Origin of the sequence: Roseivivax marinus (genome assembly GCF_900109705.1) — a bacterium.
In the GTDB taxonomy this organism is placed as follows: domain Bacteria; phylum Pseudomonadota; class Alphaproteobacteria; order Rhodobacterales; family Rhodobacteraceae; genus Roseivivax; species Roseivivax marinus.
Window position 1 is genome coordinate 68145 of record NZ_FOAI01000003.1, and the last position, 17420, is coordinate 85564.

At 66.7% G+C, this 17420-nt stretch carries 2 protein-coding genes; both read left to right on the forward strand.

Annotation, left to right across the window (positions count from 1 at the left end; genetic code table 11):
- Window positions 1-507: 507 nt before the first annotated feature.
- Complete coding sequence (locus BMX29_RS04820) at window positions 508-15843, forward strand: carbohydrate-binding protein (RefSeq protein WP_175471129.1); 15336 nt, start codon at window positions 508-510, stop codon at window positions 15841-15843.
- A gap of 481 nt (window positions 15844-16324) precedes the next feature.
- Window positions 16325-17344, forward strand: coding sequence for a TRAP transporter substrate-binding protein (locus BMX29_RS04825; RefSeq protein ID WP_043843683.1), 1020 nt, complete (start codon window positions 16325-16327; stop codon window positions 17342-17344).
- Window positions 17345-17420 lie beyond the last annotated feature (76 nt).

The following is a 17420-nucleotide window of genomic DNA, read 5'->3' on the forward strand; positions in this document are numbered from 1 at the left end:
CGAATTTTCGCACTGGTTAACAGAAGGTTAACAGCCATCCGCGCTGCTGAAAGTATCGTGCGCGCTATAATAATCGCCTGTTTTGGGCACTCTATCGGCGCGTGTTGCCGCAACGCCGCCCTTAAATCGTCATAAAAAAAGTAATTGCGGCAGAAACATGTTTTCGCTCAATGTGGCCGATGCCGGGGTCCGGAGTTTTTCCGGGACCCGCTGCGCACCGCCATGTTTCTGTTTTCAATTTCGGGAAGCATCCCGGGCCCCTTTTCAAAGAGCGCGGTGCCACAAAAACAAAGTCATCTCGAAGATGATGCTCTGGTCCCACGCGGTCTCGGCCGCGCGGTGCATCTCGAATAGGGGCAAAAAGCCTCCACCAATTCCGCACAAGCGGAAAGTCCTGAGCAGTCGAAATTGAATACACCCCACGCTGTGGGGGTCGTCCGTGCGCGCTGTGTGCACGGTCCGGGAATGGATTTGGCCGCGCGCCGCGAGACATGGTTGGAACGTAAAATGCCCATCGAGCAAATTCTCATCCAAGGCGAGAACCTGACGAACCTTTCGGCGGACGGCGAGGCCAGCCCCAACGTTGCCCGCACGCGTACGCAGAACCAGGAACGCACGCAGGCCCAGCTTCCCGATCCGGAATTCGACGAATACGGACTGCGCCCGCTTTATACCGGAGAGGGCGATCCGGACACCTGGGGCTATCTCGATATCAACGGCTCGGATACCGGTCCCCAGGCGAGTGGCAGCTTTACTATTCCCGATAGCGGCGAAGCCGGGGATTACCTGCTGACACTGCGCGTTGCCTCGACAACGCCCCGGCCGATTACGATCGATATCGAAGGCACGACCTATACCATTTCCGACTCCGCGACGCCGCAATTCTATTACTGGGAAACCCGGACCGTCACCATCACCCTTAGCGGTCCCGGCACGTACGACTTCAACATCCTTCAGGATACCACTGTCGGCGCCCCCAACATCGACGCGATCGCAATCCATGATGTCGGAACTGTGGCGAACTTCTCGCTCCCGACGTTCACGGGACAGACCACATTCTCGATCGATGAGTCCGATACCGCCATCGGCTCGGTCGCGGCATTCGACATTGCCAACGACACCTCGCCCGACGCGCCCGCACGCGACGGTATCACGTTCGCGATCACCGGGGGCGACACCGAGGCGGTCAGCATCGATCCGGCGACCGGCGCGCTGAGCCTCAACGCGCCCGCCGATTTCGACGCGCAGCCGAGCTACTCCGTGGTCGAAGCGCCCGATGAGACCTTCGAGACCACGTTCCTCGACGCGTCGGACCTGACCATCGTGAACCCGTCGGACAATACGGTCGCGCGCACCACCTCGGGCAATCCCGAAAGCGGCGCGGTCGAAGGCGGCACCGGCGACAACACCGGTCCGCAGAGCGAAGGTAACGACTACGACGACTTCGGCCTGCGTCACAATTACACCGGTACCGGCTACGTCGACATCAATGGCGGCGCAGGGGACAAGCTGTCGTTCAGCTTCGTCGCCGTCGCGGGCACCTATGACATCGTGGTGCGCTACGCCAACGGCGACGGCACGCCGCGTCCGATCTCGCTGCGCGTCGATGGCGGCGCGGAGCAGGAGATCGCCAACACCGACACCGGCGGCTGGAGCAACTGGACGACCCAGACCTTCACGTTCGAGGTGACGACCGACGGCACCCACACCGTGATCCTCGCGCAGGAGGGCAGCGGCGCGCCGAACATTGACGCCATCGCCATCGCCGAAACCGGCACTCCGATCAGCTTCGTCGATCCCGAGATCACCAGCGCGGCCGCGTTTACCGTCGAAGAGAACTCGACGGTCGTCGGCCAGGTCGAGGCGCAGGACCTCGACGGCGCGGACCTGACCTATTCGCTGAGCGGACCCGATTCCGACAAGGTCGCCATCGACGCCGCCGGACAGCTGACCCTGACCGAGGTGCCGGACTTCGAGGCGCCGACGGATGCCGGGGAGGACGGCGTCTACGACGTGACCGTCGAAGTTTCGGACGGGGCGGTCACCGTCACCCAGGACATCACCATCGCGGTGACCGATGTCGAGCCCGAGCTCGCCACGCCCAGCATCGAAACGATCGTGCTTCAGGGCGAGGACGCGGCACTCGTGGGTGGCGCGACCACCTTCCACCGCGTTCAGGGTGACGAGGCCAGCGTCGAGACCGGGGCCGGCGACGATCCCACCGACGGCTTCGGGCTGCGCGTGGGCTACAGCGGCTTCGGCTACACCGATTTCGGCGGCGCCGGCGCGGATGGCGACGAGGTCATCACCTGGCAGGTGGAGGTGGACGAGGCCGGTCTCTACGACCTGCACATCCGCTACGCTTCGACCACCGCGGCTGATCCGGACCGGCCGCTGGACGTGCTGGTGAACGGCACTGACGCGCTTGGCGAATCCATCGGCTTCCCCAATCGCGACGGCTTCGCCAACTGGGTCGTACGCGCCCCGGTGCAGGTCGAGCTGCAGGCGGGCGTGAACACCATCGCGCTCGCGGTGCCGGCCGGGTTCAGCAATGGCCCGAACGTCGACGCGGTCGCGCTGACCAGCGTCGGGGCCACGCCGGCCTTCCCGCCGGTGAACACCGCGCCGACCTTCGCCGAGGAGACTGTCGATCTCGACGTCGGTGAAGGACAGCTCGTCGTCGCGACCGGTATCGGCGCGGCGGACGGCGAAAACGACGACCTGACCTACACCCTCAGTGGTGACGACGCCGAATTCTTCGAGTTCAACGCCGCGACCGGCACGCTGGAATTCGTGGCCGCGCCGGACTTCGAGAACCCGGCAAGCTTCGACGGCGACAACCTTTACGAGCTGACGCTGACCGCGACCGACAGCGCTCTTTCGGCCAGCCAGAAGCTCAACATCACCGTCACCGACGTGGTCGAGGACGCGCCCGCCACGGCCATCACCCTGACCGCGATCGACGTGGAGGAGAACGTCGCCGGCGCCGTCGTGGCAGACGTGGCCGTGACCGATCCGGACACCACTTACGCGGCTGCGGATCTTTTGGTCGAGGGCGCCGACTCCGAGCTGTTCGAACTGGTGGACGGCGCGGGCGGCGTGCAGCTCAAGCTGATCGACGGTGTGGCGCTGGACTACGAGGCGGCCCTGCCGAGCGTGACCGTATCGCTGGGCGCGCTGTCCTCCGATCCGTTCAGCCCCTCGGTCCTCGACGTTTCCGAAGTGCAACTGCTCGATGTGCTGTTCTCGCAGGCTGGGATCACGCCCTACAACGATGCCCAGGACCAGCCCGAGGACGGTGGCGCGGTCACCGTCTCCGAGGACGGCACCGCGCTGACCCTCGACGGCAACTTCTGGAAGCGCGTGGCTCTCGACGAGAGCTACACGCTCACCGGCAATTCGCGCATCACCGTGGACATCGAGATCGGCGACGCGACGCCCGAGATCGTGTCGATCGGCTTTGACGATGATGATCTGCCGTTCGAGCTTTCGGACCAGTCCAACTATCAGATCGCCGGCACCCAGTCGCAAGGCGGATTCGTCGACCTGCGGGGGCAGGGCGAGGACCTCGGCAACGGCGTTCTGCGCTTCGTCATCGACCTGTCGCAGCACGCCGGCACCACCATCGACTCGCTGACCGTGGTGTCTGACGACGACAACTTCGGCAACGGGCAGGGCTCGGTCACTTTCTCCAACGTCCAGCTGTTCGAGGAGGGCGACGATACCGGCGGCGACAACGCGGCCCCGGTTGTCGTGGGCGGCGGCATCGCCGACTTCACCGTGGACGAGGATCGTCCCGTCGAGATCGACCTGCCCTTCGTCGATCCCGACGGCGACGCGCTGACCTACAGCTTCGAGATCACCGATGCCGGGGGCGAGGTCTACACCGCGCACGGCTTGTCGCTGAACGAAATGGTCCTGAGCGGCGATGCGCCCACCGATCCGGGCGTCTACACCGTGACCGTCTCCGCGACCGATGCGGATGGCAGCAACACCACCACCCAGACCAGCTTCACGCTGACCGTGGCCGACGTGAATGACGCGCCCGAGCTTGTGGGCGATCCCGCGCTCGAGCCGTATTTCCTCCAGGCGGGCAACGCCATGGACGGGATCGATCTGGCAGAGTTCGCGCCCTTCTTCACCGACGCCGACGGCGACGCGCTGACCCTCAGCGCCGAAGACCTGCCCGCGGGGCTGAGCGTCGATGCCGAAGGCGTCATCACCGGGACGCCGGTTGTCGGAGGCGAGTTCACCGTTCTCGTCCGCGCCACAGACCCCGACGGGCTTTCGGTGACCCTCCCGCTGACCTTCCTCGTGGAAGGCGGCCAGATCGGTGACCAGATCGTGGTCGAGGCCGAGAACTTCACGGGTCTGCCCGAGGCCGAGGGCTTCTACGCCACCGCCCAGCCGGGTGCGTCCGGCAACCAGCTGATCCGCGTGGGTGCTGGCGGCGACACGGGCCTCATCACCACCGATCTCAGTCAGAATGGCCTGATCGAGGGATGGTACACCGTCTCGATGACGCGCTACGACGAGACCGACGGAAGCGCGACCTACTCGCTCTCCATCGGCGACACCGTGCTGGCCGAGAATGCGGCCTTCGACGGAACGCCGGATACCGAAACCGCGAACGACACGTTCGACAACGGCAACGCACGCGGCAACGCGGGCCAGTCCGGTAACCTCAAGACCATCACCTTCGAACAGCCGGTCTTCATCTCGGCCGGCACGATCCTGACCCTGTCGGGCACCGCGAACGGCGAGTTGCTGAGGACCGACGCGTTCACCTTCACCCGGACCGAAGAGCCGAACGACCCGCCGAGCGCCGTGACCATCGATGCGGCGAGCGTGGCCGAGAATGCCGAGGGCGCCGTCATCGGCGCGCTGTCGGCCACCGATCCCGACGGCGACGACGCCAACATCGTCTACAGCGTCGATCCGGCCTCCGACTTCGAGATCGTGGACGGTGCGCTCAAGCTCAAGGACGGCGTCGCGCTGGACTTCGAGGCAGGCGCGACCGTCGACGTCGATGTGACCGCCACGGACGAGAACGGTGACGCCACGACCACGACCCTCACCATCGCCGTGACTGACGTGGACGAGGCGCCCTCGGCTCCGGTCCTGACCAACGCGACCATCGACGAGAACGCGGACGGCGCGGTCGTCGGCACGCTGTCCTCGCTCGATCCCGAAGGCACCGCGGTGTCCTTCACCGTCAGCGATGACCGGTTCGAGGTCGATGGCGATGACCAGCTGAACCTCGTGACCGGCGCGAGCCTCGACTTCGAGACCGAGGAGACCGTTTCGGTCGACGTCACCGCAACGGACGAGACCGGCCAGTCGGTCACCCAGACGCTCGTGATCGCGGTCAACGACGTGAACGACGCGCCGACCCTGGCCGACGGCGCGAGCCTCGACAACGTCGCGATTGCCGGCGGAGCGGGCACGACGATCGATCTGTCGGGCCTCGGCGCGGCGGACGAGGACGCGGGCGACACCGTGACCTACGTCATCGCGGCCACCGGCGGCGGCACGCTTCCCGCGGGCTTCGAGGTTTCCGGCACCGACCTGATCGTGCCTTCTGACGCTCCGGCCGGCACCTACGGCATTGCGGTGTCCGCCTCCGACGGCACCCTGCAATCCGACCCGGTGGTGTTCAGCGTGACCGTGGGGGCACCCTCGGTCGAGCCGTTCACCATCCAGGCCGAGGACAACGACCTCGTCGTCATCGACGACGTGGGCGAGGGCAGCCAGGGCGAGGTGACCCGCGCGGTCAGCCAGTCCAACCCCGACGACTACGGCAACTACCGCGAGGGCGCGGTGGGCGGCTCCTACCTCGACTTCGGCTCGAACCCCGGCGACTCGATCGAGTTCCAGATCGACGCCCCGGCGGCGGGCACCTACGAGGTGACGTTCCGCTACGCCAACGGTGACGGCGATGGCCTCGACCGGCCGCTGCTTCTGGCCGTGAACGGCGGCACCGCGACCCTGCAATCGTTCCCGTTCACCGACAACGGCGTCGAGCCCTGGGAGTCCTGGTCCGACATCACCGTCGAGGTGGAGCTGGCGGCCGGCGCGAACACGCTGTCGCTCGAGGTCCCTGCCGGCGCGGCGGGCGGCCCGAACATCGACCAGGCCACCTTCACCTACGCCGACGCGGACCTCAGCGCCGACGAGGACGGCAACCTCGACGTCGATGCCGACGAGATCGTCGATCCCGCGTCGCTTGGCGCGGTGGCCTTCGAGCTGACCGGAGTCGACGACGACATCGTGAGCTACGCCTACTCGACCGATGGCGGCAGCACCTTCACCGCCGTCACGCCGGTCAACGGCATCGCGACGCTGGATCTGTCGGAGTTCGCAGCAGATCCCTCGGTGGACGTGATCTTCGAGGTGACGGACGACGCGGGCAACACCGCGTTCACATCTGCCACCATCGCCATCGGCGATGTGCCCGAGCCCTTCTCGCAGACCCTCCAGTTCGAGGCACGCGACGGGTCGATGACCATCATCGACGACACGCCGGGCACCGACGGTGCCGGACTGACGCAGCCGCGTGACCCGCTGAACCCGGAGACCCCGGATCCGCAGCGCGGGCCGGACAACCTGTGGGACAACTTCGAGGGCGACGGCTATCTCGACATGGGCACCAATATCGGTGACGCGGTCCAGTTCGAGATCGACGCACCGCAGGCGGGCACCTACACCTTCACCATCCGCTACGGCAACGGTGGCACCACCGACCGCCCGATGGCGTTCTCGGTGGGCGGTACCGTGGTCGAGACGGTGGCGTTCGCGCCGACCGCCGACTGGGACGTCTGGGAAGAGGTCGAGGTCGAGGTCCAACTGGCCGCGGGCGTGAACACGATCGCTCTGGCCAACACGATTGCGACCGGCCCGAACCTCGACCAGGTCGTGGTGGAGAACAACATCACTCCGCCGCCGCCGGTCACCGAGCCGGGCCCGCGCGAGACCATCCGGATCAACTTCCAGGATGGCACCACGCCGGATGCACCGGGCTATCTTGTCGGGAACTTCACCGCATACGGCGAGCAGTCCAACGGCCTGACCTACGGCTTCGTCACCGAGACCTCGGTGCTCGACGCCGACGGCACCACCAACACGCCGATCGGCGGGGGCTTCCCGGCCGTGGCGATCAACGAGCGGACCGGCACCGGCACGCTGCCCGATGACGGCACGCTGCCGGCGGACCAGCTGGCGGTGAACTTCGACGCCTACGATCCGCGCCTGACCGGCTACGCGCACTTCGATCTCGGCGGCTATCCCGAGCGGGTGGCGTGGGAGATCGCGCTTGAAAACGGCTGGTACGAGGTGACCGTCGCGGTGGGCGACACCGGCGGTCCGAACGACAGCAACAACGCGCTCGAGATCGAGGGCCAGCTCGCGGCGGCATGGACGCCCACGGCGGCCTTCAAGTCCGAGCTCGTCACCGTGCTGGCGAACGTCCAGGACGGCCACCTGACGCTGGCGGCGCCGGACGGCTCCATCACCGAGATGCAGTACGTGGACATCCGCGCGCTGCCCGACCTCACGCCCGAGGACGGCAACGAGGCCCCCGAAGACTATGCGGCGTTCATCGCGCCGCGGGCGGTTTCGGCCGACGGCGAGGTCGATCTGGGCGTGCAGGAGGGCGCTCTGCCCGTGGGCATCGACCCGACGTCGGACATCGTGCTTGGCATCGACGTGGTCGACGGCCGCGGCGGCGCCCTGCTGGAAAGCCTCTCGGACGGCTCCATCCGCATCTACGAGACGCTGACCGGCGAAGAGGTCGCCTACAGCGCGAACACGACCGGCGGCTTCGACTCCGTGACCATCGCGCCGTCGGCGGATCTCAAGGCGTTCACCAGCTACACCGTGGTGATCGACGGCTTCCGCGACCGGGGCGACAACGAAGACCCGTCCGCGCCGACGCGCGAATTCCAGAAGTTCTCGACCACCTTCGTCACGGGCGAAGCCCCGGTCGTCGAGGCCCGCGAGGTCGCCTTCGTCGATACCGTGGAGCTGTCCTCGAACCCGATGCTGGGCGAGAGCTACACCTCCATCGAGATGTCGCCGGACAAGCAGTTCCTCTACGTGACGTCGATCACCGGCTCGATCACCCGCTGGGCGGTGAACGATGACGGCTCGCTCGACCAGTCGACCAAGGAGGTCTTTACACCGGGCGGCGACTTCGAAGAGGGCGGCGGACGCCGCGGTATCGTCGGCATCGCCTTCGATCCCGAGGATCCCAACACCATCTGGATCTCGGACAACTACCCGATCCCGCTCAACGGTCGTTCGAACTCGGTGCCGGACTTCTCGGGCCGCATCTCGAAGGTCACGCTGGGTGAGGGCGGTTCGCTCGCGGACGCCGAGATCGAGACCTACATCTCTGGGCTGCCGCGCTCGAACGGCGACCACGTCACCAACAGCCTCGAGTTCCGCGTGAACCCTGACTACGTGCCGGGCGGCGACGAGCCGCAGCACCTGCTCTACCTCACGCAGGGCTCCAACTCGGCCATGGGCGAGCCGGACTCGGCCTGGGGCTTCCGTCCCGAACGCCTGCTGAACGCGGCGATCCTCGAGATCGACCGCAGCCAGGAGGCCCCCGACGGCGGCTTTGACGTCTCGACCGAGCCGCTGCCGGCGGACGGCCAGAACCGTCGCTTCGCGGATAACGACAACGACCTCAAGAACGGCGGCATCTTCATCGATAGCGGTGAGTTCACCGGCAACTACCTGCACTTCGACGCGCAGGGCGTGGCCGAGGTCCGCGAGGGCGAAGACGCCGGCTCGGCCCTGATCGAGCGGTTCTACGATCCGTATGCCGAGGACGCGGTGCTGAGCATCTTCGCCACCGGCAACCGCAATGCCTACGACCTGGTGTGGCACTCCAACGGCTATCTCTACGTGCCCACCAACGGTTCGGCCGCGGGCGGCAACGTGCCGGACGATCCGTCGACGCCGGAGGACGAGTCCATCAACGGCGTGGGGCTGCAGGCGGACTATCTCTTCCGGATGGTCGAGGGCGGCTACTACGGCCACCCGAACCCGCTGCACGACCAGTACATCCTGAACGGTGCGAACCCGACCGCAGGTGTCGATCCGAACCAGGTGGGCGACTATCCCGTCGGCACTCTGCCGGATCCGGGCTACGACCTGGAGGGCGTCTACTCGCTGTCGAACAACCGCTCGCCCAACGGCGCGATCGAGTATCTCGGCAACAACTTCGGCTCTTCGCTGCAGAACGCCGTGATCTTCACGCAATACTCCAGCGGCGACAACCTGCGGGCCGTGCTGTTCAACGACGACGGCACCGTGTCGGATGACTTCATCCTGCGGAACACGGACGGCAACATCATCAGCTACGTTGACCCGCTCGACGTGATCGAGGGTGCGAACGGCGCGCTCTACATGCTCACGCTCAACCGCGGCAACGGTGTCAGCCAGATCATCCGGCTCGACGCGGCGCCGGGCGGCGAGGTCGAGGACGTCACCGCCGACGAGGGCGGCAACCTCGCACTGCTGGTGGTCAGCGCCACCGACGAGTCCGAAGTGCTGTTCCAGGTCGCCGGCCTCGACGCCGACATCCAGACCATCACCGTCAGCTTCGACGGCGGTCCGGCGCAGACCGTCACCCTCGACGCGCAGAACCGCTTCACCGCGGACCTGAGCGGCACGGAGGGTGCCGTCTCGGCGGTGCTGTCGGTCTTCGACGACAATGGCAACACGGCGACGGCAGAGGCGGGCTTCACCCCCGGCAACACGGCCAGCGGCAACTTCATCGATGCCGAGGCCTTCACCGTCCTCGACACCAACGACGGCACGCTGATCCGTCTGCTGAGCGATCCGTCCACCCATGACGGCGACCAGTACGACTCCAATGGCGACGGCATGAACGACGGGTATGACGGGGCCGGTTACCTCGACATGAACGGCGGGGCCGAGGACAAGGCGTCCTTCGTCTACGACGCGGCGCAGGCCGGCAGCTACACGCTGTCGTTCCGCATCGCCAACGGCACCACCTCGGGCACGCTCGAGCGTCCGATCGCCATCAAGGCGGGCACGCAGACGGTCACCATCGACAACACCCAGACCGGCAGCTTCTCGACCTGGCAGGACTTCGAGGTGACCCTCGACCTTTCGGCGGGTCCGAACACCGTGGTGATCGAGCAGCTGGCGGCGTCCGGCGGCCCGAACATCGACAGCGTGACGATCACGCCGAACGTGGCCACGGTGCCGAACGACGGCACCGAGAGCGTCGCGGGGGTCGATTACCTCATCTACGAGGCCGAGAACGCGCTGCTCGACGGGCCGGTAATCGTCTCCGACACCACTGACGAGCGCAACCAGCGCGGCGGCGAGTTCGTCGACTTCGACGGCACGGGCACCCAGACCATCACGTGGACGGTCTCCGCCCCCGAGGACGGTACCTACGGCATCGACATCCTCTACGCGCTGTCGACCACCAAGGAAGCGCGGCCGGCAACTCTGCTGGTGAACGGCGTGGACCAGGGCTCGCTGCCCTTCGCGCCCAACAGCACGGCGGCCGAGAACGTCTGGGGGCCGCAGAGCGCCCAGGTGTCGCTGAGCGCCGGGATCAACACGATCTCGATCGCGGTGCCCGAGGCCAACGGTGCGAACATCGACTACCTGCGCGTTTCCGAAGCGCCGGTGGACACCTTCGTGCCGTCCTATGCCGACATCACCGGCGAGGGCCGGATCGAGCTCGAGGCCACCGACGACACCACGCGGACGGTCAACGCCTCGACGGTGGAATTCTACTTCACCGTGGATGCCGACGACACCTACGCGCTGGACTTCGCGGCCAACCCGGGCGCGCCCGATGGCGGCGGTCTGACCGTGTTCCTGAGCGCCGACGGCGCCCAGCCGGTCGAGATCGACGACAACGGCTTCCCAGGAGAGGGCGAAGCGGGCGAGACCACGGCCTACGTGGAACTTGAGGCGGGGGTGCAGTATCGCGTCATCGCCATCTCGGACCAGCCCGGCGCAAGCGCGATCGACTATCTCGACGTGCGTCCCGCGCCCGGCAACGAGAACGCCGATATCGAAGTGCAGAGCAACGATCCGACTTACTTCGACAACCGGCTGCACTTCTCGTGGATCGACAACCCGACCGCGGTCGTTGCGGACAACCCGCGCGACTACAAGGAAAGCGCGACGGTCACGATCTCGAACTCCGGCACCGAGACGCTGGAAATCCTCGAAAGCGACCTGTCGGGTCCGTTCGAACTGGCCGATCCGGACGTGTTCGACGGCCTGACCCTCGCGGCGGGCGAGTCGATCGAGGTGACGGTGCTCTTCGACCGTGACGCCTACACCTCCGGGGGCAACGGCGTGACCGGCGTCTTCACCGGCGCGCTCGAGCTGCGGACCAACGACGCCGACAGCCCGGTTGCCACCGTCGATCTCGCCGGCTTCTGGCAGGCGCGCGACGAGGGCGGGCAGGAGCCCAACATCAACGAGGTGTGGGATGTCTTCGGCTTCGGTAACGAGATCGAGGGCCTGACCCTGATCGGCGGCGGCGAGGACGACGAGCTCGACTTCTACGATGTCTACCTGCCGGTGGACGACACTGAGGTCCTGTCGCCGTACTGGCGACTGGCCGACGGGGTGAGCGAGGCGCGGATCACCCAGATCGCCGCGTTCCACAGCCCCTCGGGCGCGACGCTCGGGATCCATGCTCCAGGCAACAAGGGCGCGGACGTGATCTTCACGAACCATGCCAGCAGCAACAACCAGACGCTGCTGCCGCTCCTGGGCAACGGCAACTTCGCCACCTCGGTGTTCAGCGCCGCGGACATTCCCGACGGGTGGGCCGGCAACGATCTTTTCGGGATCGAGGTCGCCAACCTCTCGACCGACCCGACGCTCAACCCCACCGGGGCCGGAGCGCCGAGCCAGGCCGAACTCGACGCGCTCTATCCGGGCTACACGGTGACCGGCGAGCAGGTCTTCGATCCCGACGGCAACCCGGTGTCGGACGGCTACACCGTCCGGATGTTCCAGGCGGTCGACGCGGACGGCGACGTGATCGAGAACGTCTACCTGGGCGTGATGGACTACACGGGCATCAACTACGACTACAACGACAACATGTTCATCATCGAGGGCGTAGCGCCGGTCTTTGACGGCGGCGTGCTCACCGTGGACGGGCTGGACGATGCGGCGGCCGACGACCGGCTGGTGTTCTCGCGGATCGAAAACCCCGCGAACGGCAACCAGGCGTTCCGCGACAGCGCGACGATCACCGTCACCAATGACGGCATCGGCGCACTGACCATAGACGATATCGCGGTGACGGGTGCCTTCACGGTCTCGGGGCTCGCCGACGGCGAGATCCTCGCCGCGGGCGAAAGCGTCGATCTGACGGTGACCTTCACCGGCACCGATCCGTCCGACGACAACCAGGCGGTCTCCTATGACGGCTCGCTTACCATCGGCAGCGATGCCGGCGTGACCGAGATCGCGCTTTCGGGCCTGGCGCAAATCCAGTCCGAGGGCGGCGAAGAGCCGACCGTGGCGCAGATCGTGGAGGCCTTCGGCTATTCCACGAACGTGGCGCAGGGCCAGCTCAACGGCGGCGGGGCGATCGAACAGGTCGGGGACGAGGTGCTTCTGCCCTATCTCCAGCGGCTCGATCCGTCGCAGCCGGTGGAGGTGATCCAGATCGCCGCCTACCTGAGCGCGGGCATCAGCCGCCTGAGCCTCCACGAGGTCGAAAGCGGCGCGCTGACCGAGCTCTACGCGCAGGACGACAACCAGTACCAGACGCTGCTGCCCGACGGGCTGCAGGTCGGGCCGGGCGCCCAGAACGGAGTGGCGCGTGCCGTCATCGACCGTGACGACGCCTTCGGTCTGCGCGTGACGGTGGACGGCCAGCCGACGTATTCGGCCTGGTCCGACCCGAACGCCAACTTCTACGACGACACCTACAACATCAGCGGCGGCAACGAGGGCCACTACATCCGCTACTTCCAGGCGATCGATCAGGCAGGAGAGGTGATCGAAGGCACCTATATCGGGATCCAGGATTATCCCGGCGGGTCGAACTTCGACTACAACGACCACATGTTCATCGTGAAGAATGTCCAGGGCTACGAGCTTTCGGACGAGGAGGACGCGAACGGCGACGGGGTCAACGACGCACTGGTCACCGACAGCGACAACGACGGCACGGCGGACTTCTACGATCCCGACGTGACGCCGCCGCCCTCCGGCGACCAGCAGGCCTTCAACGAGACCGGCACGCCCTGGGCAGTCGGAACGGGCGGCCTGACGCTGATGGCCAACCTCTTCGACAGCGGGGGCAACGGGGTCGCCTACAACGACAACGGCACCAAGGAGGGCGACCAGAGCGTCCGTCCCGGCGAGACGGTGGACATCTCCTTCAACACTCTGGCGGTGGGCTACACCGTCGCCGGGGAGTGGCTGGAATACACCATCGATGTCGAGGCGGCCGGCGAATACGAGTTCTTCGTCAACGCCTCTTCGCCCAACGACGGCCGCGAGCTGACCGCGACCTTCGCCCAGTCGGGCGTGGTCTACGAAACGCTCGAGATCGACGTGCCGAACACCGGTGCCTACACCAGCTACTCGGATACCGAGGCGCTGTCGGTCATGTTGAACGCGGGCACCAACGTGCTGCGGATCAACTTCGACAACGCGCTGCAGGACCTGATGTCGTTCACCCTCGATCCGGTGAACGTGGTGACCGGCCAGACGCCGTTCCCGGGCCCGGATGCTCCCGACTTCTCGGGCGGCAGCCTCACGGTGGATGCGTCGAACTACGACAACGGCGGTCAGGGTGTGGCCTACAACGACGCTGCCGGCCTGCAGGGCGGCAACGACGGCGGCAGGACCGGCAGCGACGTGGAGCAGACCTCGTCGGGCGATATCGGCTGGCTCGCGCCGGGCGACTGGACGGAGTACACGGTCAACGTGCCTGATGACGGGCTCTACGACCTCGACCTGCTGCTGTCCAACGCAGGGGGCGGCGGACGCTCGGCAACCGTGGACTTCTACCGTCCCGGCGAGTCGACGCCCTATGCCAGCTCGGGCTCCATCGCCAACCCGCAGACCGGAGGCTGGGGCACGTTCCTCGAGCGTTCGGCCGACGGGATCGAGCTGGAGGGCGGCGCGCAGATCGTGCGCGTCACCTTCCAGGGCGGCAGCCAGGACTTCCGGTCCTTCACGCTGACGCAGCAGACGCTGCAGCAGCCGTTCCCGGGACCGGACGCACCGCTGCTCGACGACAGCCTCACGGTGGCCGCGGCCAACTTCGACAGTGGCGGGCAGGGAGTGTCGTGGAACGACAATCCGGGCCGTGACGGGTCGCACCCGCTGCGGGGCGACACCGATGTCGAACTCGTGGGCACCACCGCGGACATCGGCTACGTCCTGCCGGGCGAGTGGGTCGAGTACACGGTGAACGTGGCCGAGGCCGGCACCTACGCCCTCAGCGTCAACGCCAAGACGCCGATCGGCGGCAACTCCATCGCGGTATCGCTGTCGGACGGCACCCCGCTCAACACCTTCGCGCTGCCGGACAGCAACGGCACGTCGAACGGGTTCGGCGGCACCACCTTCGCCGAGACCGGCACGGTGGACGTGGAGCTGGAGGCCGGGGTGCAGACGCTGCGCTTCACCTTCCAGGGATCGGCGGCGACGAACGGCTACATCCTCGACTTCCGGTCGTTCTCGCTGACCGCGGTTCCGACCGTGGCGGGTCTGGCGGCGCCGACCCCGACGGTGAGCCCGACCGCGACGCCGGAAGAGACGGACACCGGGGGGAGCAGCCCGCAAACCCCGACTGTCGAGAAGTCGGTGGCGCCTTCGAATGACCCGGTCGTCAACGACCCGGTGGACGCAGAGGACGGCGACGATCCCGCCGCACCGACGCTGACGCCGACCTCCGGCAGCGGCAGCCAGACAGCGGCACCGTCCGGAACCGGCGGCGGGGCCGAACCGAGCCCGCAGGTGGACTTCGAAGCGGTCTACATGGAGCTCGATCTCGGTGACGACACCTACGTCGCCGGGGCCGGCACCGACACCGTGATCGGCGGGGCCGGGGAGGACGACCTCTGCGGCGGCGACGGCGACGATTTCATCGACGGCGGCGCCCATGCCGACATGCTTTGCGGCGGTGCCGGCGACGACACCATCTCTGGCGGGAGCGGCGACGACACGATCCACGGCGAGGACGGCAACGACAATCTCGGCGGCGGAGCGGGCCGCGACTTCATGCTCGGCGGTTCCGGCGACGATACCATCGGCGGCGGGGTCGGCGACGACAGCATCGCCGGCGAGGACGGCAACGACCTGATCTCCGGCGGCGGTCGCAACGACCACCTCTCGGGCGGTCAGGGCGACGACACCGTCCTCGGCGGTTCCGGCGACGACCGGATCGGCGGCGGCGCGGGCAAGGATCTCCTCGATGGCGGCTCCGGCAACGACGTGCTGGGCGGCGGTCTGGGCGACGACACCCTGCTTGGCGGCGACGGCGACGACCTGTTGTCGGGCGGCGGCCGGAACGACGTCCTGAACGGCGGCCGTGGCAACGACACGCTCAGTGGCGGTGACGGGGAGGACGAGTTCTTCTTCGATGCCGCAACCGGCAGCGAGACGGACTTTGTCACCGACTTCACCATCGGTGAGGACGTGCTGGTGATGACCATGCCACGCGGTGCGGGCAATCCGTTCGAGGCACTGGACATCACCGCGACCGCGGACGGTGCGGTGATCCAGGACGGCGCGCGCGAGATCGTCCTTCTGGGTGTCGCAGCCGACGAACTGGGCGCCGACGACTTCGTCTTCGTCTAAGGTGAACCTCCGGTCCCCGCGACGGGGCCGGCCGACAGACAGCAGGGGCCCCGCCATGTGCGGGGCCCCTTGCACGTCCGCGGACAGGCTTGGGAAAGGGGCGCCCCACGGACCGCACCGGCACCACGGCGGACTGGATGCAGAACTGCAACGTCGCCTTATACCCATTTGCACATGAACAATTTTTCAGCAGTCGTGGTGGTCGCGACGATGTGTCCGACCCGCGACCCGGCGATCATCCGAAGGTTGGTCGATGCGCCGTAAACCCCGTCATTGGCGTCCTGAATTGTGTCGATCAAGCTCCGGGCGCGGCGACGCAAAGCCGGCAAACATATACGAGAATCCTGAACAATAAGTTGACATTGCCCTGCGCCGCGCCGGAACCTTGGGGCACCCCGCGCGGGTCTCCGGGACCCGCCACAACCAATCGGCGCTCGTTCGTGCTGCCACGACGAGAGCGCCCGAAGCTGGGAGATACTTCATGAAACGCCGCAACATCCTTGCCGCAAGCATCCTCGCCCTGGGGGCCGCCACGACCTCGGCCAGCGCCGATACCTGGCGCTATGCGTTCGAAGAGGCGATGGACGAGGTGCAGGGCATCTTCGCGCAGAAGTTCAAGGAAGAGGTCGAGGCCAACTCCGACCACACTGTCCAGCTTTTTCCGTTCGGCACGCTGGGCGAGTCCGCCGACATCATGGAGCAGGCGCAGTCTGGCATCCTTCAGTTCGTCGACCAGTCACCGGGCTTCACCGGCGCGCTGATCCCCGAGGCGCAAGTCTTCTTCGTGCCTTATCTGCTGCCCCAGGACGAAGAGCAGCTCGCGACCTTCTTCCAGGAGTCGAAGGCGATCAACGAGATGTTCCCGCCGCTCTACGAGGAGCAGGGCCTCGAGCTTCTGACCATGTTCCCCGAGGGCGAGGTCATGATGACCACGCAGGAGCCGGTCGAGAGCCCCGAGGACCTCAACGAGGTCAAGTTCCGGGTGATGACCAACCCGCTGCTGGTGGAAAGCTATCAAGCCTTCGGCGCGACGCCCACGCCGCTGCCGTGGGGTGAGGTCTACGGCGGTCTCCAGACCGGCATCATCCAGGGCCAGGAGAACCCCGCGTTCTTCATCGAGTCCACGAAGATGTACGAGGTGACCGACTACATCACGCGCGCCGGCCACAACAACTTCACCACTGCTGTCATGGCCAACCTCGAGTTCTACGAGGGCCTTCCCGAGGAAGAGCAGACGATGATCCAGGACGCCATCGACGTCGCGTTCGATCACATCATCGAGTACCAGGACGGCCTGACCGAGGAGTCGCTCGAGAAGATCAAGGAGGCCAAGCCCTCGATCACGATCACCGAGCTGACCGAGGAGCAGCGCCAGCCCTTCATGGAGACCGCCGACGAGGTGGAGCAGGAGTTCCTCGAGATCGGCGGCGACCAGGCCGAGGCAATCCTCGAACAGATGAAGGCCGATCTCGAAGCGGTGGCCTCCGGCTCGGGCAGCTGATCCGCGCCGACCATGCCTTTCGTACCGGGCCGCGCCGCAGGCGCGCGCGGCCCGGTGCGCCACGACCCGGCCCCTC